The 25,620-nt window shown below is 29.7% G+C and carries 20 protein-coding genes; 18 read left to right on the top strand and 2 right to left on the bottom strand.

Annotated features, from left to right (window positions below; genetic code table 11):
* Window positions 1-34 precede the first annotated feature (34 nt).
* The 4 genes from ACU8YW_RS02155 to ACU8YW_RS02170 are packed head-to-tail and all read left to right on the top strand — an operon-like array spanning window position 35 to window position 7,470.
* A complete protein-coding gene (locus ACU8YW_RS02155; protein WP_098322946.1) occupies window positions 35-1,246 on the top strand; it encodes a site-specific integrase in 1,212 nt (403 codons plus the stop codon).
* Window positions 1,247-1,249: 3 nt separating this feature from the next.
* Complete coding sequence (locus tag ACU8YW_RS02160; protein ID WP_446894029.1) at window positions 1,250-5,119, top strand: helix-turn-helix transcriptional regulator; 3,870 nt, start codon at window positions 1,250-1,252, stop codon at window positions 5,117-5,119.
* 1 nt (window position 5,120) lies between these two features.
* Entirely contained in the window at window positions 5,121-6,776 is a 1,656-nt protein-coding gene (locus ACU8YW_RS02165; protein WP_016103238.1) for a site-specific integrase, read from the top strand.
* Complete coding sequence (locus tag ACU8YW_RS02170; RefSeq protein WP_033798012.1) at window positions 6,757-7,470, top strand: hypothetical protein; 714 nt, start codon at window positions 6,757-6,759, stop codon at window positions 7,468-7,470. Before ACU8YW_RS02165 ends, ACU8YW_RS02170 begins: the two co-directional genes overlap by 20 nt.
* 144 nt (window positions 7,471-7,614) lie before the next feature.
* On the opposite strand, the gene ACU8YW_RS02175 is transcribed toward ACU8YW_RS02170, so the two are convergent.
* Window positions 7,615-7,842 carry a helix-turn-helix domain-containing protein gene (locus tag ACU8YW_RS02175; protein ID WP_016103240.1) on the bottom strand — a complete coding sequence of 76 codons (228 nt, stop codon included), beginning with the start codon at window positions 7,840-7,842 and terminating at the stop codon, window positions 7,615-7,617.
* A 115-nt stretch (window positions 7,843-7,957) separates the two neighbouring features.
* Here ACU8YW_RS02175 and ACU8YW_RS02180 point away from each other — a divergent pair, with 115 nt between their 5' ends.
* Window positions 7,958-8,209 carry a transposase gene (locus ACU8YW_RS02180; RefSeq protein ID WP_002169259.1) on the top strand — a complete coding sequence of 84 codons (252 nt, stop codon included), beginning with the start codon at window positions 7,958-7,960 and terminating at the stop codon, window positions 8,207-8,209.
* Between the two features lie 79 nt (window positions 8,210-8,288).
* Window positions 8,289-10,478, top strand: a complete 2,190-nt coding sequence (locus ACU8YW_RS02185; RefSeq protein ID WP_426934231.1) for a DNA topoisomerase III — start codon at window positions 8,289-8,291, stop codon at window positions 10,476-10,478.
* Window positions 10,479-10,931: 453 nt separating this feature from the next.
* Here ACU8YW_RS02185 and ACU8YW_RS02190 read toward each other — a convergent pair whose 3' ends face one another.
* Window positions 10,932-12,095, bottom strand: a complete 1,164-nt coding sequence (locus ACU8YW_RS02190) for a M20 metallopeptidase family protein (RefSeq protein WP_426934230.1) — start codon at window positions 12,093-12,095, stop codon at window positions 10,932-10,934.
* A gap of 191 nt (window positions 12,096-12,286) precedes the next feature.
* On the opposite strand from ACU8YW_RS02190, the gene ACU8YW_RS02195 reads away from it, so the two are divergent.
* The 12 genes from ACU8YW_RS02195 to ACU8YW_RS02250 all read left to right on the top strand — a co-directional run bounded on the left by ACU8YW_RS02195 (window position 12,287) and on the right by ACU8YW_RS02250 (window position 25,292).
* Window positions 12,287-12,424, top strand: coding sequence for a hypothetical protein (locus tag ACU8YW_RS02195; protein ID WP_426934229.1), 138 nt, complete (start codon window positions 12,287-12,289; stop codon window positions 12,422-12,424).
* 271 nt (window positions 12,425-12,695) lie between these two features.
* A complete protein-coding gene (locus ACU8YW_RS02200; protein ID WP_002169255.1) occupies window positions 12,696-12,869 on the top strand; it encodes a thiazolylpeptide-type bacteriocin in 174 nt (57 codons plus the stop codon).
* Window positions 12,870-12,941: 72 nt separating this feature from the next.
* Window positions 12,942-13,115 (top strand): thiazolylpeptide-type bacteriocin, encoded by a 174-nt coding sequence (locus ACU8YW_RS02205; protein ID WP_002169255.1) that lies wholly within the window; start codon window positions 12,942-12,944, stop codon window positions 13,113-13,115.
* Window positions 13,116-13,225: 110 nt separating this feature from the next.
* On the top strand, window positions 13,226-15,880 hold the full coding sequence (locus ACU8YW_RS02210) for a lantibiotic dehydratase (protein WP_446894030.1): 2,655 nt from the start codon (window positions 13,226-13,228) through the stop codon (window positions 15,878-15,880).
* A gap of 2 nt (window positions 15,881-15,882) precedes the next feature.
* Window positions 15,883-16,995, top strand: a complete 1,113-nt coding sequence (locus ACU8YW_RS02215; RefSeq protein WP_426934227.1) for a lantibiotic dehydratase C-terminal domain-containing protein — start codon at window positions 15,883-15,885, stop codon at window positions 16,993-16,995.
* A gap of 1 nt (window position 16,996) precedes the next feature.
* Window positions 16,997-18,682 (top strand): hypothetical protein, encoded by a 1,686-nt coding sequence (locus ACU8YW_RS02220; protein WP_446894031.1) that lies wholly within the window; start codon window positions 16,997-16,999, stop codon window positions 18,680-18,682.
* Window position 18,683: 1 nt separating this feature from the next.
* Window positions 18,684-20,675 carry a TOMM precursor leader peptide-binding protein gene (locus ACU8YW_RS02225; protein ID WP_446894032.1) on the top strand — a complete coding sequence of 664 codons (1,992 nt, stop codon included), beginning with the start codon at window positions 18,684-18,686 and terminating at the stop codon, window positions 20,673-20,675.
* 24 nt (window positions 20,676-20,699) lie between these two features.
* Window positions 20,700-21,656, top strand: coding sequence for a thiopeptide-type bacteriocin biosynthesis protein (locus ACU8YW_RS02230; RefSeq protein ID WP_426934224.1), 957 nt, complete (start codon window positions 20,700-20,702; stop codon window positions 21,654-21,656).
* Window positions 21,656-22,516 (top strand): SagB/ThcOx family dehydrogenase, encoded by an 861-nt coding sequence (locus tag ACU8YW_RS02235; protein ID WP_426934223.1) that lies wholly within the window; start codon window positions 21,656-21,658, stop codon window positions 22,514-22,516. The genes ACU8YW_RS02230 and ACU8YW_RS02235 overlap by 1 nt, the downstream gene beginning before the upstream one ends.
* A 19-nt stretch (window positions 22,517-22,535) precedes the next feature.
* Window positions 22,536-23,633 (top strand): ThiF family adenylyltransferase, encoded by a 1,098-nt coding sequence (locus ACU8YW_RS02240; RefSeq protein WP_426934222.1) that lies wholly within the window; start codon window positions 22,536-22,538, stop codon window positions 23,631-23,633.
* 13 nt (window positions 23,634-23,646) lie between these two features.
* The gene (locus ACU8YW_RS02245) at window positions 23,647-24,534 is read left to right on the top strand and encodes an ABC transporter ATP-binding protein (RefSeq protein WP_002169247.1); all 888 of its coding nucleotides are present in this window, start codon (window positions 23,647-23,649) and stop codon (window positions 24,532-24,534) included.
* Between the two features lie 14 nt (window positions 24,535-24,548).
* Window positions 24,549-25,292, top strand: a complete 744-nt coding sequence (locus tag ACU8YW_RS02250) for an ABC transporter permease (protein ID WP_002169246.1) — start codon at window positions 24,549-24,551, stop codon at window positions 25,290-25,292.
* Window positions 25,293-25,620: the final 328 nt, after the last annotated feature.

Raw genomic sequence — 25,620 nt, forward strand, 5'->3', positions numbered from 1 at the left:
ATAAGCATAATAATAGAATTTAGGGGAGGAAACTATGAGATTTGTTGTAAGGGAATTTGATGAAACTTCAAGAAATGGAGAAATATTCAGTAGTATTGGTATTGGAATTAAAGAAAATAGCTATCTAATATTTCCCTCACCTCTTTCAAATTTTATAAAAAGAGAATATAAAAATAAAGGAAAGTCTATTAATAGCCAAAGAAATGTAGCTTATGCAATAACAAGATTTTTAAATTATTTATATAAAAATAAAGATAATTATCCTGAATTAATTATGGGGGGACTGGGCAGTTTAACTCTTCAACATGGAGCGGATTATATTTCCTATTTATCATTAAAAAGTAGAGCAGGTGAATTAAAGAGTGAATATGTAAAAACTGAGATACAGTATCTAAACAAACTTTTCCATTGGTTGAGATCAGAAAAAATAATTAACGAGGTCTTTAGTGTAAATTACCAGACTGTTTATTACGGCCGAAAAAGCCGGAAAATTGAGACGAATATTTTTGAAAACACTAATGACTTAGATATTATTTTACCAATAAGAAATTCCATTCAAAATAATGTTATTAAAGACTTCGGTAAAAATAGAAATAGACTAATTATAGATTTTATTATGACAGCAAAGCGTATTGAACCATTAATGGCATTAGGTATAGCTTTACAATTTTTTGGAGGATTAAGACGTTCTGAGGTCATTAACTTAAAATGCTCTAGTTTAAAGTGGGCTAATAGTAACCTAATAATTGAGATTAGAGACAATCAAAACATCTTATTTGCAGATGCAATAAATAAGGCTGATATTCAAGTTAAATATCCAAGAGATCAAATATGTATTTGCCCCGAAATTATAAAGCCCCTGTATGAAGAACACCTAAAAATGCTAACCAAATTAACTAAAGGAACTTCCGAAGCACTTTTTATCTCAGCGAGGAACTTTAAAGCTTTAAGGGGCAAAAGATATTCAGCAAAAATTGATAAGATTAAACAACAGTTTTTAAATGACTTACTAGCAAAAAATCAAGTCGAAGATTATATACTGTTAACAAACAATAAATGGTCTACACATATTGGCAGGGGCGTTTTCACGAACATATTAATAGATTTGGGTCTAACTCCTACCCAAATTGCATTAGCTAGAGGCGATAGAAGCTTACAGTCTGCATTAAGTTATGTAGATGAAAATACATTACTTAGCTCTATGAATTTAGCAATTAATAATTATGACATACTAAAGGAAGTGTAGGACTTGCCTAATCATATGACATTAAAAGAGGTTTCAACTCTCCTTAACTTATCGATATATCAAACTAGATTATTTCTTAAAGAAGCCTTAATACAAAAAGTAAGTATTAATAGTTCTAGAGAAATTGTTTATGATACTAATATTATAAACAATTTACGGAATGTTCTTGAAAAACGATATAAAGACAATTGCTTAAATAAATATACTCCTAAAGAACTTATCACGTTAGGATGCACTCAACACGATAGAGATATTCTTAAGAGCGAACATACTGAGCTTTTCGATAGATATAGGACTTTTACTGGAGTCTCTTATTTCTATGACAAATTAGAAGTAAATGCATATTTAGCATCTAAAAACTGTAGTTGTGAATTATTATCACTTTCGCAAATAATGGAATTAGTGGGTTTTAAAACCCACCACCAACTTCAACAAGCATTAAATGATTGTGATATTAAAGAAGTAAAAAGAGGATATAGCTCTTTCAAGTATTATAAGGAATCAGATATAAAATCCTTTATTGACTTAGTTAAAAAAAGGTATTCATTTAATAAAGCCAATCGTTTGAGCACTCAGCAAGTGCAGGAACTAGGATTTAAAAAAAATGATAGGATAGTACTTCAAAAGGTTAAGGCAGAACATATCGATAGAATTAATGAGTACGCTGGGGTGCTCGCCTTTTATGATAAAGTCGAAGTGGAGGGAAAGTTAAAATCCAGAAAAATTTTAACTCATACTATCTGCGAAAAGGATGCTAAAGAACATTTAGGCTATACAAATACTAAAAAGTTCAAAAAGGTAATTCAAGAATATGACATTGCATTAACTTCAAAAGGGAAATATGGAATTAATTATTATGACAAATCAAGTATAGATTCCTTGAAAAATATTATAGATAAAAATTATGAACATAACCTTGAAACCAAAATAACTGGTGGTCAAATAAAAGCCTTAGGATATTCTAAAAAACTTATTCGTAAATTAACCCCTATCCATACAAGGCCTATTGATAACGTATATAAGTTTGCGAGTGCCATTATTTTCTATGATAAGGAACAATTTCTCAATCTAAAGAAACAATATCACGATCTAGCTGAAACTAATAATGTTTTAACTGAATATTATACTTCTAGACAATTAATGGAATTGCTTGATATACCAAGTAATATTAATAGATATATGGCTAAACTTAGGATCCCTCCTATAAAAATTTCTCCATTAGGTCAAAATTATTGGCCCAAGGATGAGATTGATGATTTTGTTAAAAGGAGAACGGATTTATATAACTACTACAATTCGAATTATTATTTAATTAGTGAAGTAGAATATTTACTAGGATATAAAATAAGTAAGTTCTACAGAATTTGCTCAAATTTTAACATTCCCGTTATTTCTGAAGAATTACCGATTGAAGTGAAATTTAAAAAATTCTATAAATCTCATGTAGCTTTTCCGAAAGATAAAATCGATGCCATTCTTGCAAGAATAAATGACAAACAACGGCAAATTACTACTAATTTCCGGATGCTTGAATATTTAGAGAAGGAAAAGAATGCACTGATTACTGAGAAAATCAAAAAACATGTTTCACCTACAGAAACTAATCAATCAACTACTATTACGGATCCTATTGATGTTATAAAATATGATCCAAACACCATCTCAGAAACAAAGAGCTCACTTCAAGTACTTGGGCATTTAGAAGATGAAAAAATCGTAAAAATTATAGAGGAAATAACAAACTATTCAACGATCTCTATAAATGAAAAAATTAAAACCATAATTTCCGAAAAAGATTTAATAATCCAATTAGACTATTCAAGAAAACAGTTTGATGAAAATAAAGAAAACTTTCGTATCTTAAAGTTGGAGTACGAGAATCTTAATTATTATTTGCTAGAAGATTGTTCTAATCTTTTAAAAAAGTTATATGAAGAGCAAAATAATTTATTAAACTTAAACTATACTTATGATGAAGCAATTGCTAAATTCCCCAGCCTTGTATTAAATAAAAATAGAGAAAAGTTTCAAATACCATCTCATTTGAGGTTCGGTCGGCTAAAAAAACTTAGAATTGTATATCCTAAGAAAGTTATTGATGATTATTTAAAATCATTAAAATCCCCTAATTTAATTGAACAATATAAAAATGAATTGGAGTACACTACCCTCCCAGATAAAATCTTTTTGAAAGCATTCAAAGAATTAGGTTTTCATTTTCCAAATTTAGTTAAAGGTACAGAAAAGGCATGGCATAATTTTGTTTCAAAAAAATTATTAAGTTCAAACGGAAATATTAAAACGATCAAGAAACTTTTTGTTCGATTTATTAAAATAACAGAATTACTACAGTCGACATTAATTTCAAAAGAAATTATGGACATGACTTCTAATGAGATTAATTTTGTATTTTTAAACAATAAAGTTCCAGGTGCTTACAAAGAATCTTTATATAGTTTCTTTAATCACTTATTTTCAAAATTTCCCAATTGCAAGTACTTGGTTTCAAAACTTAATAACCCCCATGTGGAAAAAAAAGAGCGTTTAGCAAACTCTAAACACAATAAGAAAATCTATTCGACTAATGAGTTTTTAACACTCCTGGACTATGTTAAAGACAGTAAATTCCACAAAGAAAATGCTATTTCTGAATATAAAGCAAAATCAATAGATGGGACAAAAGGGAACTATGAATCAATTTGGTTATACGTAATGCTTCATTTAAATAACGGATGGAGAAGCACTGATTTTATTGAAAAGATACCTCGTATCCCCTTGTCTATCCCTGTGCAGGATTATAAATCATTTGAAAATCACAATTTAACCTTAGAGGAAGCTGCAAAAATCATCTGGGAGTTAAAATCAAACTTAATGAATGTTTATCATAACAAAAATGGTAAAAAGGCTTTTTTCTTTATTTCTGAAGATATGATTGTACCTGTAGCTAATGCCATAGTTTTATGTGAACTTAAGGCTCAATTGATAAATTCAAAAAGAAATAACTTAATTGATTTAGGTAATTCAAACGAATTGACTACTAGCATGCATGATAAATTTTTCCGGAATTTTCCTATAAATAATTTTAAATTTAAATCGCTAATGGCTAACAGTACATTTATAACCTTTGTGAATTCAATCCTAAAACAAAAAACAAATCGTAATCCTTTGGAGATTACTAAATTCATTAGAAATCATGATTCTTTAGACACTACCAACAGATATGTCCATGTAAATGAAGAACATCTAAATAAAATTAGTAAGCAATTATTCGATAAAGGCTATTTTGGCTATACCTACGATTATTTAAAACAAATTGTTATTGGTGAATCTCAAAATAATTTTATGGAAAACAATGAAAAAAATCTGTTAGCCACAGTTTTTGGAGACATATATAAAATTGAAAATTTCTCCATAATGTTAAATGCAATTGAAGAACAAAAGAAACCATTATACGAGTTCGTTAAGAGTTTATCGCAAGAACAACAGAGAGAAGTATTAGATTTAATAAATATGAATCAATTGCCGGCCAAAGAATCTTTTTGGCAATGTATTCTTGGTGATTGTTTATATCTAGATAGAAAATGTAACAGTTGTCCATTTGCAATCCCACATTTCTATGTACTAACAAAGACTGTTTACAACCTAAATAATTTGATACCTAAATTAGAACAGATTAAAAACATTTCTTATAAAGGCGAAAGGGTTAGATTAGCTAATTTATTATACAAAAACCTTTCCTTAATAAGTACTGCTAAAAAACAATTTGGAGAAAATGTACTAAGCTCATTTTTAGGCAAGGACTACTCAGATTTCTTAAATAACATACGCAGCTTAGATAGTATAAATGAAAATCTAACAATTGGAGGCAACTAATATGGAGAATAATCATAGTTTAGATTTTTCGTCTACCTCAACTCATTATAATGAGAGTCTCCGTGGCACTTTACAAGATAGGATAAACAGTCTTAAAGGCACGGGTGTAAATCTTACAGCCGAAGCATCCAATAACAGATGGGATATTTATGACGAATATTTTTCACAAACACATTTTGTAGACTTTAGCTTCGATTCTTTTTCATCAAAGAAGTTTGATACTGACCAATTTATCTTGCTATTAAAATCTTGGTTTATTTTACTTTTAGAGGATGGTAACAGCTTTCAGCATTTGACAAGGAAAACAAGAAGAGCAAAGGATGCACTGATCCTAAGTAAAGGATTTAATCTAGAAGCAATAGATGAATTTGAACTTAACTATTTTTCTAAAGAGCTTAAACATAATTCTCTACAAACTAAAGCATCTTTTCTATTAGAATTTCTAGATTTTTGCCAAGATCTGATAGTGCCAGAAGAGTATCTGGAACTAATTTTAAGATACTATCAAATACAGAAATCAACAGCAATAAGAAAATTACCATCAAGCCAAGATGTTCTTAAATTTTCTTTAATAGTTGAAGTATACTTTTCTAATGAGGAAATTGATAAAGAATATTTGGACTACTATCCAATTTATTTATGGTGGAATTTAACAAACATTATCCCAATACGTATTAACGAATTTTGTAATTTGAAATTTGATTGTTTAAATTTTAATAAAGAAGGATGTTTTTTATCTTTACCTCGAAGCAAAAATCTAAGGAATCGTAAAATCGCTTACGACAAAATTTTGATTTCGGATAAAATTGCCAATTCAATTAAATTATATCAACAAAAAATATATTCTGTTAAACCGTCTAAAACATTATTGCAAACGTCTAGTACAGTTCGAAATATAAAACCAGAAATCTTTAATTACACAAATTTCAAGAATTTATTAAACAAATTTTATAGTGAAATTGTTTGTGGGAAGTATGGCCTCAAATTATTAGAGAACAGCTTGGAGCCACATATCCAATCACCTTACAATATTTATAGGAAAATAAGACCAAATGATACTCGCCATTTTGCATTTTTGAATTTAATGTTGCAAGGTTATCATCCCAGTGAGATTGCTAGATTAGGGGGACACAATTCTATTTATTCTCAAATGGCTTATCATAACCACTTGGAATATTGGGTTGATTCAGACCTAATAAAATTATTAGCGAATCAAAAAAGACATTTAGGTGACCTTTCAAACGAATTTTTCAAAGAAATTATTTTTAAAAATGCGATGAATACCACTACGGAAGTTTCTGAAGTTGTTAAAATTCCATTAGAAATCGGTTATTGTACAGATCCTTTACAAGACTGTCCCGTAGATGAACACTATCTCTGTAAACATTGGAGAATAACCTTCGATGATTACCAAAAACATTATGATAAATTACAAAACATCCTTGTTAATCAAGAGTCTGTTCTTAAATTATGCATCGATAAACTATTAGCACTTCATAAAACTGGCCTCATACATCATAAAAATGATGTATATGATGAAAAAAATTCGCAATTCAATTATCAGTTAATTGAAAGTTCTAAGCAAGTAAAAGATGCATTATACCAATTAGCAAAACTAAAGGAAGGGTTTGAAATGTATGAAAAGTCGAGGGCGTAAGCCTAAAATATATCCTAAAGATATTCTTCTAAAGATTATTGATGATTTCTTAAGAAATCAGGGGGATATTCAAATTATAAGATATAAAGAAATTTTCCTTTATGCATTAGAAGAATATAACAAAGGAATATTAGATTTTAAACTGAGTGAAGATTTTTGGAGAAAACCTGATCGTCAAGGGAAATTGTTAGTTGATGAAATCAATAAAAAGAGAAGCGCTTTAATAGAAAATAATAATCAATACATTGAAATTATCTCAACAAATGATGTTATAAACAGATTATCACAGGACACTCCAGCTACTAAAAAGAAAATTATTAATCAACTGAAGGTAAATGAGTATGGCTATCGTAAAATATCTACTCGCTACAATCAACTCAAAGAAAAAGAAGCTAAGATGTCACAAGAAATCGCTGAACTTAAGGCTGAGATTGTAAATCTCAAGGACAATAACGAAATCTATCAAAATGTTCTTTTTCAATGGGCAAATTTATCAAGCGTTAAAGATCTTGGTTTAATAAACTTAATTACAACTGGAAAAACTAGATCTGCTACAGTGGAACAACTATTTCAGGATATATTTAAAGAACAGCCTAATAAGGCTATACTAGAGCTTAATACTGATAATACAATTGATAATGTAGTAACTATAACGAAGACGAAAAATACACTTATCGAAGACTTAGACTTATAGTCTTCTGATAAAGTGGAAAAATATATTTTGCTTATAATTAAGAGAACCTTACTGCTACTAGCAGGGGTTCTCTTAATTTAGTCCATACTTTTGTATAGTATATTCGCTCTTCAATTTCCCTCTATGTTTTGTGAAATACATCATTTAAATAACGCATAAACTTTCAACTTCTTTAATTAATTCATGAGGCATGATTTTTAGTACCCCACAAATAATAAATATCGTAGTAATGCTAGGCTGTCTTTGTCCGCGTTCTAGTAATCCAATAAAAGTTCTATCTAGGTCGCATTGTAACGCCAATTGTTCTTGGGAAAGACCAGCTAGTTTTCTGTGTTTTCTCAACACGGTACCAAAAGCTTTTGATATCTCCATACGCTCACCTCTTAGTTAATTAACTAAGAAATTCACTAATTTAATCGACCGACTATAGTCATCATAAAAAGGTGATGCTACAATATTAATAAACATTTTTTGAAGGAGATTTTTTATGTCTAGTAAGAAATATGACGAAAGTTTTAAAAAGAAAATTGTTCAATTACATCTTGAAGGAAGGGCAACAACTGAACTGGGTAAGGAATATAAAGTATCACCCACCGCAATCTATTCTTGGATAAAACTATATGCTGATGAATCGGCTATTTCTTTTAAAGAATTCAGTGCTATTCAAAAAGAAAATAAACGTTTAAAACAGGAAGTAGAAATACTTAAACAAGCAATGACAATAATGACTTCAAAATAGAACTAATCCTTTATCCATATTTCATGTATTAGAACTGTGTTATAGTATAAAGTACAAGATATTTAAGGAGTATGAAAATATGGCAAAAAGCTTAGTATTAGCAGAAAAACCATCAGTAGCTCGTGATATTGCGAATGTACTGAAATGTAATAAAAAGGGGAACGGCTTTTTAGAGGGCGATAAATATATCGTAACATGGGCACTTGGACATCTAGTAACCTTAGCTGATCCAGAAGTGTATGATAAGAAATATCAAAAGTGGAATTTAGAAGATTTACCAATGCTACCTGATCGTTTAAAACTATCAGTAATCAAACAGTCTGGTAAACAGTTTAATTCCGTTAAATCACAGTTGAATCGTAATGACGTAAATGAAATCATTATCGCGACAGATGCGGGGCGTGAAGGTGAGTTAGTAGCCCGTTGGATTATTGCCAAATCTAAAGTGAATAAACCGATCAAACGTTTATGGATTTCATCCGTAACAGATAAGGCAATCAAAGATGGATTCAATAATTTAAAACCTGGTAAAGCATATGAAAACTTATATTTTGCTGCCGTAGCTCGTTCTGAAGCAGATTGGTACATCGGACTAAATGCCACTAGAGCTTTAACGACAAAATATAATGCACAGTTAAATTGTGGGCGTGTTCAGACGCCTACTGTAGCCATGATAGCTGCACGTGAAGATGAAATTAAAAACTTCAAACCACAAGTGTACTATGGCATTGAAGCACAAACTGATTCAGTCAAACTAACTTGGCAAGATACTAACGGGAATAATCGAAGCTTTAACAAAGAAAAAATTGATAGTATCGTAAAGAGCTTAGATAAGCAAAATGCTACTGTTGTGGAGATTGATAAAAAGCAGAAGAAGTCATTCTCTCCTGGTCTTTACGATTTAACGGAACTACAACGTGATGCAAATAAAAAGTTCGGTTACTCTGCGAAAGAAACATTAAACATTATGCAGAAGTTGTATGAACAGCATAAAGTGCTAACGTATCCTCGTACAGATTCACGCTATATTTCATCTGATATCGTTGGAACACTTCCAGAACGTCTAAAAGCATGTGGCGTTGGAGAGTACCGTCCTTTAGCACATAAAGTATTACAAAAGCCTATCAAGTCTAATAAGTCATTTGTTGATGATAGTAAAGTAAGTGATCATCACGCAATTATTCCAACAGAAGGATACGTTAACTTCTCCGCCTTCACAGATAAAGAACGTAAAATTTATGATTTAGTTGTCAAACGTTTCTTAGCTGTTTTATTCCCAGCATTCGAATACGAGCAACTAACGTTACGTACAAAAGTTGGTAATGAAACGTTCATTGCACGCGGGAAAACAATTTTACATGTTGGTTGGAAGGAAGTATACGAAAATCGCTTTGAAGACGATGATGCAACTGATGACGTAAAAGAGCAACTTTTACCTCGCATTGAAAAGGGCGATACATTAACTATAAAGTTAATTATGCAAACATCGGGTCAAACAAAGCCACCTGCACGATTTAACGAAGCGACTTTACTATCAGCAATGGAGAATCCTACAAAATATATGGATACGCAAAATAAACAACTTGCTGATACGTTAAAATCCACTGGTGGATTAGGTACTGTAGCGACACGTGCAGATATCATTGATAAACTATTTAATTCATTCCTAATCGAAAAACGTAGTGGCAAGGATATTTACATCACACCCAAAGGTCGTCAACTGTTAGATTTAGTTCCGGAAGAATTACGTTCACCAGCTACAACAGCGGAGTGGGAACAAAAACTTGAACTAATTGCAAAAGGCAAGCTAAAAAAAGATGCTTTTATTAATGAAATGAAACAGCACACTAAAGAAATCGTTGCAGAAGTTAAAGCAAGTGATAAAAAGTACAAACATGAAAATATTTCTACAAAGTCATGTCCTGATTGCGGTAAACCTATGCTTGAGGTAAACGGTAAAAAAGGCAAAATGCTCGTTTGCCAAGATCGTGAATGTGGTCATCGTAAAAATGTATCTCGTACAACAAACGCTCGCTGTCCGCAATGTAAGAAGAAACTAGAATTACGTGGTGAGGGTGCAGGCCAAATTTTCGCATGTAAATGTGGCTATCGTGAGAAATTATCAACATTCCAAGAACGACGTAAAAAAGAATCTGGAAACAAAGCCGATAAACGCGACGTTCAAAAATATATGAAACAACAGAAAAAAGAAGAAGAACCATTGAATAATGCAATGGCAGAAGCTCTAAAAGGATTTAAGTTCGACTAATAAAAAGCCTGAGCATGCAAGAAATTCAACATGACTTAGCTTTTTTATTTGAATTTATTATGTAATTGCAGTATCTTTTCCATTCTCTCTAAATTAGTGTAACTTAAAGCATAAATTGTCCTTTTAGACAATTTATGCTTTATTTTTTATTTAGACATTTTATGGTTAATTAAATATAAGAGGAAAATTAAAAAATATGTAATTTAAGATGCGATGTTTATTTATAGAAGGATGTTATTTATTGAGGTGGGAAGTAATAAAATTACAGATGATTTTTTAATGGAATATATTTAAAATGGATTGATTCCATTCTTTCTAAATTTAAAGCAGTATAATTCTTTAACATATACGCAAACTTATTTTTCACCTTTGGAACATATTATTCAACATGTTCCAAAGGTGAAAAAAATTTGTTTATTAAAGTTCTTTATAAGCATTAAGTAATTTTGGAGGTTAAAAATAATCTAAGGCTATTTGTGATAAAACTAAAGTTCCATAAAAAATACAATTTTCATCAACATCAAAATAAGGACTATGAAGATCATAAGCTATTTCTCCATACTTATGTGTTCCTAGCCAAAAATAACCACCTTTTATTTTTTCTGTATAAAAGGAAAAGTCATCAGCTCCTAAAACCTTCCATGCGGGGACAATATTTTTTGTACCAAGTACTTTAGATGCAGAGGCTTTAATAAGTTGTATAGCTTCATTATCATTGTAAAGAGGAGGATACATGTTTTCAAAATCTATATTAATCTTAGGAATTAGTGTTTTTAAATGCGAGTTAGTAATGTTATTTTTAATGTACTCGAAGAAGCTTTTATTAGTTTGATGGGAAAAAGACCTGATAGTGCCTGTCATTGTAATCTCATCAGCAGTTGTATTATAGTAATACCCCCCATTGATAGTTCCGACTGAAAATAAAAAGTCTTTGTGAGTTTCTTTAAAAGTTTTTTCTGCATTTTTAAGTAGAATAAGTAATTCGCTGGATAAATATATTAGATTTTCGTCATGAACTGATTCGGCAATATGGCGCGCTTCACCACAAAGATTAATATTAATCTTTGAGGATGCCCCCATTGCTAATCCTTCACTGGCTGCAATATATCCCGTTGGTAAGTGTGGTAAAACATGTAATCCTAGAATCATATCGATTTGATCGGGTTGAATAAACTCAAGTATTGGTTTAGCGCCTCCAGGACCTTCTTCAGCAGGTTGGAATATAAAAATTAGATTACATCTAAGCTGATTTTTATATTTTATTAATGTAAGAATAGTTCCTAGTAAAATTGTAGTATGAACATCATGACCACAAGAATGGCTAAAACCTTCATAGAGACTTTTATATGTAACCTCTTTTTTATCTTGAATCGGTAATGCATCTATATCTGCTCTGAACGCTAATGTTTTGTAGTGTTTGTTTACATTTATTTTTGCGATAACTCCGGTATTTGCTACTTGGGGAATAATTTCGATTTCATTAAGTGAAGATAAAATTTTATTGATGAATTTGTTGGTATTGTACTCTTCAAAACCTATTTCAGGGTGTTGGTGTAAATATCTTCTTAGGGCGATTAATTTTGGGAATAATTGTTTTATATAATGTATAGGTTCCATTAGGGCCTCCTGCATTCATAGAAGTACTGTTACTATCCTAGAACATAAAACTAAATTTATATTTTGGAGATACGTACTTGTAATATTTTGATTAATCTAATTTTATATAATGATATTATGATGTGAAATGTTAAATATTGTTACATTTTAATACAAAAAGTAACAATTAATCAATGAAGCTATTTATAATTATGGAAAAAATAAACGAAGAAACCATTAAACCTTTTGATGATTTAGAAATCACAGGTCTTGATATTATAGAGGTTACAGGTGTAATTTCCGCTAATGGAACAGGTACTAGTAGCGGATCTAATGGTACTTACTTGTGAATCTTCATCTTACTATTTTTAAATTAATACTTATTATAATGTAATATTAGTGAGATATTGTAAAAAAAAAGAGCATATAATTCAATAACATGTTTTTACAGAGGTTATTTTTTTAAAAAAAAGTAATATTCTATAAAATAAAAGTATTTACTAAAATAATGCATCGTGATATTATGATTTTTGTTCGATTCCCTAAAATATTACAAGTTATGACATGTTATAACAATTTAATGGAAAAAATAACAATTAATCAATGGAGGTAATCATAATTATGGAAAAAATGAATAAAGAAAACGTTAATTTTTTTGATGATTTAGAAATTACAGGTCTGGATATTACAGAGGTAACAGATGCAATTTCTATTCCGGAAACAGGTGCTAGTAGTGGATCTAATGGCACTTACCTATGTGGATCTTCATCTTGTTGCTCATCTTGCTGTTCTTAATTTAATATTTAGCATAGTGTAATAATAATTACATAAAATATATTAATAAAATTAATGGAGGTAATCACAATTATGGAAAAAATGAATAAAGAAAACGTTAATTTTTTTGATGATTTAGAAATTACAGGTCTGGATATTACAGAGGTAACGGATGCAATTTCTATTCCGGAAACAGGTGCTAGTAGTGGATCTAATGGTACTTACCTATGTGGATCTTCATCTTGTTGCTCATCTTGCTGCTCTTAATTTAATACTTAGTATAGTGTAATAATAACTGAGTAAAATATTTTTATATAATCATTAAATTTGTAAATATTTTAGGGTTTCAAACAAAATAAAGGATTTGGAGATGTAGTATGGTTCTAAATGTAGAAAATAAACAAAGGATATTAACTCCGTATTACTTAAAAAGAATTGGCGGCGTACCACTTGATAAAATAATAGGTTTGACAGCTAGTAATACAGTAACTTTAATTCGGGATACGCTACAAATAGAACAACAATTGGATAACATAAAGGATGACTTATTTCATTTGATTTTTTTGAAAGTCGAAGCAGAAAAGAATCCCTTAATTAGAAAAAAGTTAATCGCCATTAAAAAAAATGTATACAAATTCAAAGAAATTGATTTGGATTGTGTAGAAACAGAAGGGGTCCCTTTAAATATAATCAAATTTGTAAATAAATGGAATGTGCGCTTACGGGAGTTAAAAAGAATGCAAGAATTATATCCAGTTATTTACAAAGAGGAACTATATAGGATAAGAAAAGATTTTCAAGAGGTAGTTAAAAATGAAAACTTATTAAATGGAATAGTACTTACAAGCCAGTCCATGTATGAAAAAACGATACAATATACTACTACGCCGATTGATGAGCAAAAATCAAGATTAAGAAAGATAGAGCCATCATTAGCAATTTTTCTTATACGAGCAGCTTGTAAAACAAGCCCCTTTAGTACATTTACTTCAACTTTAGTTGAGGAGTGGGATGGTAAGGAAAATCAAATAGGAAATCAAGAGATTCGAAAGAGTTTCGTGAAGATTAATTATACTTTAGTTATGCGGATATTTGATCACTTACTCTTGCATAATGATGTTATGCCTTTTTGTACTTATCATTTAAATTCTACAGTTAGTGAGGATAATAATGTAATTAGTTATATTATAAATGAGGATAAAGTAGATAAGACATCCAAAGTATTTAGATCTAATGAAAAGTTAATAAATATCAATAATAATCCATTAATTAAAAAGATTGTTGAATTACTTAAAGAAGAGGAGTGTTTAACATATAATCAGCTCTTCTTATATGTAAATAAAATTTTCAATTCTAGTACAAAGACTCATAGTTTTATTAAGAAGCTTAATCAAATTCAATTAATTCTACCAAATGTATGTTTAGATCAGCAATCAGAAAACATTATAGAAGAATGTATATCAAAAATGGCATCTTTTGATGTTGGAGTTGTTCGAAAAGTTTGTGCATCTTTAAGTGAAATAAATAAATTTATATTACTGTACTCGGATGCATCAACGAACCAAAGGAATATTATTTTATCAAAAATAAAAAATATAATTATAGAAATAGCTCAATTTTTACAAGTAGATTTCCCCAAAAAATTAATAAATAACATAATCTACGAAGATTCTATACTGTATAAGAATTCGGCAGAGAAAAAGGAAGACTGGGAAATTACTTTAAATAATATTGAATTATTACAAAAGATTTCGCCTATTTTCGATATAAGATTTCGTTACCAGAGTGCAGTCGCAGAGTTGTTTATTGAAAAATATGGAGAAAAAGGGGTTTGTAATAACGTCGAAGAGTTTCTAACTCTTCTAAAACCTCTTTTTGATGAATACTTAAGAACGCTAATACCAGGATATGAACCAAAGTTTGGAGAAAATCTTGCGCACATAAAGAAGATTAATAAACTAAAAAAATCCTTTATGGACGAATTTATATCTCCAACTAACAATGGTAACAATGTTTGTATTAATAAAAAGGATATTGAACGTTACTATAAAGAAATACCTCAGGAACTAAAGTCTCGCACAAGCTCGCATAGTTTTTTTGTTCAAAAAACTAGAGGTGAAAATTCACTAGCAATTATTAACCAAGTTTATATAGGATATACAGAATTTTTTACTCGTTTTCTAAATTATTATCAAAAATCTTATATTAATTCATTAAAAAGACATCTTAAGGAAAAAGTTTTTGATAATGATGGAGTAACTATTGAGTTATCTTCTTCAATGGGATTCAATGCCAATTTGCATCCAGCTATGGGAGAGTATGAATTGGAAATGAGTGATTTTCCATTGGCACGCCAAACATGTAATAGTATAAAAATTAATGATTTATCATTAGTTTTTGATAAAAATACGAAGAGGCTTGTTTTAAGACATAATAAAATCGGGAAAATAAATCCTTTCTATATAGGATATTTGACTCCATTTTATTTACCAAGTTTACAAAAATATTTGACTCATATATTTCAATCAGGGTATATAGGATTACCATTTCACATTTATAATGAGCTAAACTTACCTCCAGAAGAAAAGTTAAGCATAAGAAAATATGGGCGTATAACTATTGGTAATGTGGTAATACAGAGAAAAAAATGGGTTATTCCAAGGCAAAGGTTTTTAGAGTTAGAGGCTAATATGAGTGAAATGCAGTACTTTTATAATATTCAAAAATGGATTTTGGAAAATGATTTACCAACAAAATTCTTTTTTAAAATGGTTCCTTTGGAATATAAGGATTTAGTCAAATCGCAGGATGACGATAATTATGAAAATACAGATGCGAAACCTCTTTATATGGATTTAAGTAATCCTATATTCGTTAAGGTATTTAGAAAATTGACCACTACTATTAAGTATGGATTATTGATTGAGGAAGTTTTGCCGGATTTAGGGGAATATATAGATAATTCAGAGCAAGAGAATTATGTTGAGGAATATATTCTCGAATTAACTCAAAAGGTATGTAAGGGGATATAAAAATGATTCAAGAAGAAGATTGGTTAACCTTAAGGATATTTTATTATGATCGAGATAAGGATTCTATTCTGTTAGATTGTATATTCCCGCTAATTGAGGAGTTAAGGCTTACTTATGGTGATTTATTGTTTTACTTAAAAAGACACTGGCAATATGGACCGCATATTGATTTGAATTTATCCGGTTTTCCTATAAATCAAAAAAAGAAAGTTAAAAACTTCTTGATGGGATATGTTTCTGAATATCTAGCGGAATATCCTTCCAATGAAGAAATAAATAGTAAAGAATATCTAATTCTTTCTAAGAAATTAGGTGCATTGGAATATAATTATGGACCATACACACCTATATACGAAAATAATACTGTTATGTTTACAGATTATAAACGTAATACTGCACTATTTGGGGATAATCCCCTATTAATAGGCAGTAGAGAATTTTTCTTAAACGAAATAATGCCGATTTTCAAGGAAATTATTAGTGATTCAAAATCTAAAGAAGAGAGACTAGTTTATTGTATATGCTTAATGGCATTAATAGCTGATAAATTTAAAGATGGTATTAAATATGGCTATTTAAGCTTTAAATCTCATGCTGAAGGTTTTTTGCATCAAGCTGGAAAAAGGAATTTAGACCATGTGATTATAAAAGAATTTAAAGAAGTTGAGGCTCGAGTTTCCGCAAAAATAGAGAGTTTTCTGGCTGAATTTCTATTGGGAAAAGTAGAAATTGAATGGGGAAATGATCCCCATTTAAAGGTATTTAGGGAATGGGATGATTTAATAGTAAGTACAATGGAAAAACTTTCCCTTTCGGAGGATATAAGAATTGAGTCTTCAAATAGCTTTAAAAAAGTTATAAAAGATAAAGAATCATTAGAGGGATTTAGTAGTTTTCATAAACATTTACTAACGAGTAATAAAGGAATCGAATTATTAGAGTCCAAACATTTTAATGCTTACCGATTTATCATAAATATTTTCTATGAACAACTACCTATTATTGGATTTAATGCTAAGGATCGGAATATGATGTGTTTTATATTATCTAATGCAGTAGAGAAAATATTTGAATGTGACTGGAAAAATTTAATGGGGTATAAAGAGGTAAAATAATATGCTTATTTTTGATCAAAAATTGTATATAAATAAATATGCTAAAATCGAAAAATATTCTGATGGTATTATGATTCGTACTAGAGAAAATAGTTTTTTTGTTAAAAATGAAGAAATTTATGATGAGTTTAATGAGATTATTAAATTCATTAAAGCTAACCATTCTATGGAAGAGATTATATGTAGTTTTCCACAAAATAAACAAGAAGTAATTTCGAATTTATTGAAATTACTTCTTAAGCAGAAGATTATTACCTTTAATAAAGATATAAGGGAAGAACACAGTAATTCAAGTTTAAATAAAAATATAGTTTATTTATATGGAAAAGGTTCTTCCTTTGATACATTTAAATTGCATTATAAGTATGGAGAAATTGTAGAAAATCAGCTAAATACTCAATATCTAAATACCTGTACTGTGTATATAAGCGATACATATAATAAGGAAGAGATTTATAATTTACTTCAAATGTCCCCTGATATACCTATTTTAATTGCTGTTTCTATAAATCATTATGGAGTAGTTGGATGGTTTACATCAAAAAGCTGGGAATATTTCGAGGATAGATTTACAAATAATAAAAATAAATTAGAATGTAAAAATAAAATGTTTAAAGACGATACCATTAGTATTTTAAGCTTAAGGTTGCTTATGGATTATTTGGAAAATAAAAATATAATAAATGAATTTTATGTAATTGATCCTTATCAGTTAAAAATAAGTAGCCATCCAAATTTTGAATATAATATTAAGTCGTCAGAAGTTAATTGGAAAAGTATCAACGATATAGATGAGAAGAAGCTACATAGTCACAAAAAAGAATATAATATTGATTTATTGCAACACGAGTATTTAGGAATATTAGATCGAATAGAGCCCCAAAAAAACCCCCAAATCCCCATTTCTCATTTGATGACAGGTCTGAGATTTAAAAGTGGTTTGGATAAGGAAATCGATATTATTGGGTATGGTCAGACGTTAATAGAAGCGGAAGCAAATTTAGTTACCAATATTGTTAGAGTCTTTTTGAATAATGAAGATTCATTGGATGAAAAATGTGATAATACAGTTTGGTCTTGTGGAAGAAATATTAGTGAATTTTTAGGAAAAGGACTCTTGCTACAGTTAGTACAACAAATACTTGCAGAAGAAAATATTCATTGTACCCCTCTAAATATAGAGTATAAAAATATAGAGCAAGATAACCTGTTATTTTTATACTATCATTTCCTGAAAGTTACATCTAATAAAAGTTTTAAAGTATTTCAGGTTGATACAAAGTATAAAAATCTTTCACTATTATTGTTCAAGGATTGGGAAAATCAGTATTTCATAAGTTTTGGATTTAATAGTCATGATGCTTTTTTAAATGGAGTTATGGAAATGTTGTCTAATGCACAGTTGGAGAATATGCATTATAAAAAAGGGTCATTTAAATCTAATTTTTACATTTATCATATTGATAATAATTTGATGGGGAAATTAAATTTTAAAAACAATACAATAGTATTGAATGAAGCATTTATAAATACTCAAAAAGATATATTTAACTATATAAAAGATATAGAAACTGAATTAAAGGCAGATAACATCAATATACAATATTTCATATACGATAAAGACCCGCTAATTGTTCAAAGTAACATGGTTGCAGGGCAAGTTAGATTAGAAAGAGTGGGTGTGTAGTATGATGAAAAAATGTGTAGTCGTTATTGGTGAAGGTTTTTTTGCTAAGGAAACTAAATCTTTTTTAGAGAAAAAAAAGATAGAAGTATTTCAGGTTAATAGTATTTCTGAACTAAATAATGATCTTAGCTCTTTTAATGCAGTATTAAGCTGTAGTGATGAAAAAAATATAAAAGAAGACATATTTATTCAGCAATTTGCTGTAGAGTATAAAAAACCATTTTTGAGATGTACAATTGATATGGAGAAAATATTAATAGGACCATGGGTAATACCAGAAGAAAATGTAGGTTGTGTTAGTTGTTGTGAACAAAGGGTTGTTGTAGCACATCCTCAAAAAGAAATATTACGCAGAAAAAGCGAAGAGTTTTTAGAGATTAAAAATGAAAATAATTTAAAAATGGATAGTGTTACAGGACTCTTTTTTGCAACTATTATTCATAATCAACTAGAACTGTATTTTCAGGGTCAAAAGAAGGATATGTTAATTAATGCCGTTTATGTAGGGAACCAAGAAAATTCTCATGGGGAAAGGCATTCTTTTTTACAAAATCCATTATGCGCTACATGTAATTTATTACCAGAAGATTCTCCGGAATTAGCTACCATTAATTTTAAAGAAATCTATAAATCAGAGGAAAGGACATATCGTTTAGATAATCCTTTGCTTAATTTGGAAAAATTGAGAAATTTATATGTAGATTACCGTACGGGATTAATTACTCATATTTATAGAAATCAAATAAAAACTAGGTGGATGCCCTTTGTAGTATCTGAAATGCCATTATTTGAAGGCGACGTAATAGAATATGGTAGTGGACGTACATATAACTTTTATGATTCAGAGAAATCATCAATTCTAGAAGCATTAGAAAGATATGTTGGTATGCATCCTAGACGAACAAAAACAGTTATTCATGGTTCGTATAAGCAATTAAAAGATAAGGCTTTTGACCCTAAAAGACTTACACTACATGATAAATCTCAATATGAGGAACCGGGGTATGGATATATTCCGTATTCTGATGACCTAGAATATAATTGGTGTTGGGTCTATTCATGGAAAGAGAAAGCCCCTGTACTACTACCGGAAACAATGATTTATTATAGGTTACTAAATGATAACTCAAAACCACGTAATCGATTTGTTTATGAGACCTCCAATGGTTGTGCATTAGGAAATTCTATTGAAGAAGCTATTTTCTATGGTTTATTAGAGGTTATAGAAAGAGATGCCTTCTTAGTTTCATGGTATACGAAAAGGCCTTTGACTAGAATCAATTTGGAAGATGTAGAGGACAAAAACCTGCTTATCATTACAGAGTTAATTGAAGCGGAAGGCTATGATATACATATTTTTGACACAACAATGGAAACAGGTATACCATCTGTTTGGGTAATGATGATAAACCCAAAAGAAAATGCTCCTGTCAAAACATACTCTGCAGCAGGGGCTCATCCAAACCCTGAAAAAGCAATCTTAGGTGCTTTAGTAGAAGTTACAACTTCATTTGCCATTTATGAAGAAGTATTTCTGAAGGATAGGGAGAAAGCAGCAGAAATGGTTTCAGATTCAGGAAAAGTACAGGTTATGGATGACCACGTATTGTTATACTCACATCCAGAAACACTTGAAAGATTTTCTTTTTTATTTACTGAGGAATCGAAAACTAAAAATATTAGAGAATGTTATAAAAGCTGGTATGAAGAAGAACCATCTATGAATTTTACGAAAGAAGTCAAACATTTATTAAACGTAGTATCAGGTACATTTGGTGATATTTTGATTGTAAATCAAACAAGCAGTGAATTAGAAAAATCAAACCTTAAAGCTGTCAAGGTTTTTGTTGAAGGAATGCTAACGATGTCTTTTGGGCATCAATATAGAAGAATTAATTTAAAAAGAATTCAGCAAGGGGAAAATTTTTTCAGACAAGCAGTTACTATTCAAACTATGGATGATGTCAATTCAGATCCACATCCTTTCCCATAAACATTTTTTGAGAGGAATGTTAATATGTTAGCACCTGAAACAACAAATATTTGGAATTCTATACATGTTTTTTTGCATGACAGTAATAATTATCATAGCTTCATGGAAGAAGATTTAGATCTATTTTTACAGGAAATGAAAAAAAACAAATTAATAGATAAATGGTTTTTTATACGTTATTGGGAAGGAGGGCCACATATAAGACTGAGATTTTTAAATTTAAAGGTAGATGTACAACAAGTTATTGAAAAGTTAAATGAAATTATTACAAAGTATAGTATTAAAAAACAAACAAATAAATTAACAGCTGAAGATTACTATAAGAATCATAAATTTGATGGGAAGAAAATTAATTATACTAGTTTGCCGTTTTATCCTAATTTTACTGTTAAAGAGATAAGCTATGAACCAGAGATATTAAGGTATGGGGGAGATGATACCATCCATACCTGTGAAAATTTATTCTATCATTCTAGCGAACTTTCTTTAAAGCTAATTTCACAAAAAATTCCTTTTAACAAACTATTGGTGGTATCTATTGATATAATGATAATTACAGCTCTAGAGTTGAAAGTTAAAAACTTAAGAGATTTCTTTGATATTTATGCGCGTTTTTGGAATAATTATGTGGATGATCGAGAAAAAGTGAATAATGTTGTGAATAATTTATACAAAGACCAAGGAAGTGTTATTCAAAAGCGTTTAAAATTACTTGAAAATATGGACTGCACATATAATCAAGGTAATTTAAATAGTCTGTATGTAGAGTGGAAGAAACATGTTCAAACAGCATATAGGAATTTATTGGGCTCTAAATTAATTAATCCTTTAGATGGCAAGAGAGTAGACGATTTATCAGCTCGAACCATGGCTATTCAGACAATAGCTATCTCAATTATTCATATGACAAATAATCGTTTAGGTATTACACCTGATTTTGAATATATTCTTGCAAGCTTAATAAAAAAGTTGGTGGATTAATGTCTTATAAAAATTGGTTTGTAAATTCATATAATGTAATTAGTGTTGATGATAGGGTAAACAAGCTGTTTGAGGATAGATTTTGGTTAGCATCCTTATATCATGAGAATAGCAAATATTATCCAGATATATTTAGCAAACAAATGCCGCTAATGCCGTATTCTGTTCCTCTATATGACTATGAAAAAACATACCCTGTTGTATGTAAGGTACCATCTTTTAAAGAGTTATATAATAGCGAAAATGAATTTATCGATTCTCTTTTCGGTAGAAGGTCATCCTGGGAGTTTTCAGGGGGTACCATGGGGCGTGAAAAATTTCATCAATTACTACAATTTAGTGCTGGGACAACTGAGAAGAAGAAGATTGTTAGTCATGATAAAGAGTTCATTATTTCTAAAAGATCGTATCCTTCTGGTGGGGCATTGTACCCTGTTGAAATATATTTATATGTCCAAAATATAGAGGGTTTAGATAGAGGAATTTATTTATTTAATCCAAGCCATAATACGCTACATCTGGTAAAAAAGGAAGAAGATCTAGATCTACATATAAATGATTTAGGAATCTCAACAGACAGTAAAAGAAACCCATTAATTGCAGAGAATAATTACGAACAGGCAGCAGTAATTTTTTTGCTAGTAGCTAATTTTGAGCATCAAGTAGATAAATATGGTTTAAGAGCTTACAGATTAGCTTTAATGGAAAGTGGTCATCTATCCCAAAATATTTTGTTGGTAAGTACATACTTAAAGCTAAAAGCTATACCTTTTACTGGTTTTTATGATGATCGGATTAATAATTTTTTAGGGTTAGATGGAAAAGGAAAATCTATATTATATATGATACCAGTAGGATAAGTGGTTAGGAGAATTAAAAATGTATAATGAATTAATTGAAAAAAGTATATCTGTAACCCCAGGTTATTTTCTTTTTTTTCCAAGTGAATATGAATTATGTATAAAAAATAGTTACCTTTCTGCAAGCTTATTTAAATTGAAGGATAAAAATAAGACAAGTTGGATAAAGGAGTTCTTTGAAAGGTTAAATTACGGACAAGTATTAAAAGATATTATTCACTTTGTTCCAAATCAATATAAAAAAACAGTGATGAATATTATTGTTACGGGTTTACAAAAAGGATATTTTACTGCAAGTCTTCATGATAAGCATATTTTGCCTTATTGGATGACTAATAATATGTACGGAAAAGAACAATTTTTGAAAGAATCCATTCAAAATACTAATATGGCATTAATCGGTCTCGGGGTTTTGGGGGCCAAAATCGCAAGTAAGCTATTGAGATATGAATTCAATAATCTAAAATTAATTGATTGCGGAACATTGAGTAATCTACATATAGAAAATTGTCATGAATATATTAACCAGAGAATAGGTCAGAATAAAGTCTATGCTTATGAACAATTTTATAAAAGTAAAAAGGATCTATGTAATACGCAATTTATTGATGTTCAAAAATTCCAAAGTGAGAAACTAGAAGCAGAACTTAAAGATTGTAATTTTGTAACAGTTGCTGTTGATGAGTATGATCCTTTACTCTATTCTTTAATAAATTCTTTGGCTATTAAGTATAAATTTAGATGGACATTGCTATTTGTTGATCGATGGGACTTGTATATTGGGCCTACTTTTATACCGGAACAAACGGGTTGTTTACAATGCTTAGAGGATATATATGTAAATAAGTTAGACAGTCTATCTCCTAAACTATATAAATCAGTAGAAGAGTTGAAAAATGGGTATCCTAATATACAATTCAATCCGGATCATGCTTTAATTGTATCAGGATTCTTTTTAGCTGATTTGCCTAATATTATTGGAGAAATGCCGAGGATGATTGAACCTGAAAATAGTTTAACCTTGGGAAAACAGCTAAAAATAGATACTAGAAACTTTGATGCTAAAATTCTATCTACTATTAAAAATCCTAATTGTAAGTGTAGTAAAATAGAATAAGAGGAGAGTTCAAGTGGATACAACAATTATTAAGTTGGAAAACGTGACTAAGAGTTTTGAAAATAAAAAGGTTCTTAATAATATTGATTTAAATATTCAAAAAGGTTCTATTGTAACTATATTAGGTTCAAATGGTGCTGGAAAGTCCACAATTATTGGTATTATGCTAGGGTTGATTAGACAAACATCTGGGAATGTAGAGCTATTCGGGAATAATCCTACTAATAATTCAGTTAAGCAAAGAATTGGAGTAATGCTTCAAGAAGTTAGTGTGATAAATTTATTAACAGTAAAAGAAACTATTAATTTATTTAGAAGTTATTATAAAAATTCTTTACCTATGGATCTACTTTTAGAAATATCAGGACTAAAAGAGGAGCAAGATGTAATTTCTACTAAGTTGTCTGGAGGACAGAAAAGGAGATTGAATTTTGCCTTAGCAATGTGCGGGAATCCAGATTTATTATTCCTGGATGAGCCAACAGTTGGAATGGATATTACATCACGTCAACTATTTTGGGATTCTTTAAAGAAGCTAATTAAGGAAAATAACAAAACAGTTATTCTTACGACACATTATTTAGAAGAGGCGGATTCTGTTTCAGATCGCATAATATTTTTAGATAAGGGAGCAATTATTGCAGATGGTTCTCCTAAAGAACTAAAGGCACAAGTATGTAGTAGTTATATTAGTTTTAAAATGAATCAGTGTATAGATGAAAAGGAACTAAAACAATTATCTTGCGTTAATTCAGTGGAAATAAAAGAGAAAAACGTGAAAATTGAAAGCAGTAATATTGAAAGTACTTTAAAAGTATTAATGAGTAAAAATTATGATATATCAGCATTAGAGGTGCAAAATAGTTCTTTAGAAGACTATTATAGAAAGGTAACTAGCTAGAAAGAGGGGACAAAATGAATACTCTGATTGCTCAATGTAAAAGTGAATTAATTCGAACAATACGAAATCGCCGATTTATAATTTTCACAGTAATCTTCCCTGTGATGTTTTATTTCATTCTGATTAGCCAAGTGGGGGGAGATACAATAATTGAAGGGGTTTCTTGGAATTTAAAATTAATGATTGGCTGTGCTACTATAGGGGTAATGGGAAGTGGATTAAACACACTAAGTAATAGGATATCTCTTGATTTTTCGCAGGGATGGATAAAATTGATAAAAGTATCGCCGTTACCTCCATTTACATATGTAATTGCTAATATGATTGCACAGTTATTTTTAAATTTTCTTATTATATGCATTGTATTTATGGTAGCATTTCTTTACCAAGGTATAAATCTTTCAATCACAGAATGGCTAATTATATGCCTTTGGTTATGGGTAACCTCAATAGTATCAATTTTAGGGGGAATTATCATAGGGGTGTTAGTTCCAAGTGATTCTGCACAAGTTATTGGAACTGGGATTTTTATGTTACTTATATTCTTAGGAGGTGTGGCACAACCTCCAGGTTTATTACCAGATTTTATGCAAATAATATCTAAAGTTTTACCTGTATATTATATTGTAAAGGTGCCAACGGATGTGGTTGCTCACCATGGTATTGAAGTACTGGATTATATTATTATTTTAGCATATGCAGTAGTCTTTATTTTTCTTTCAGTCTTTGCAATTAATAAAAAACAATTATCTCGTTAATTTGTGAAAAAATATTAAAAATTTATTTTAGAAACCCAAGTGCTTTTTATTGAAAACCGATTGTTTAAATGTACAATCGGTTTTACCCTATAATAATATAAATCTCAATTGTGACAGTAAAAGGATGATGAGAACCGATCAGTATGTTATATGTATTCAGAGTTGTTTCTCAGTGCGAGTTGGTTCAGTATTAATTCAATCAACTCTGTTTCAGGGCATTTAATTTTTTTAGTACTACATTAGATTATATTCTAAGTTTTTTTAATCTTTATTTGATACACTAATAACTTTAGTAATATTATCCATAATATATAATAATGAATTCTTA

The sequence above is a fragment of the Bacillus pretiosus genome (genome assembly GCF_052947655.1).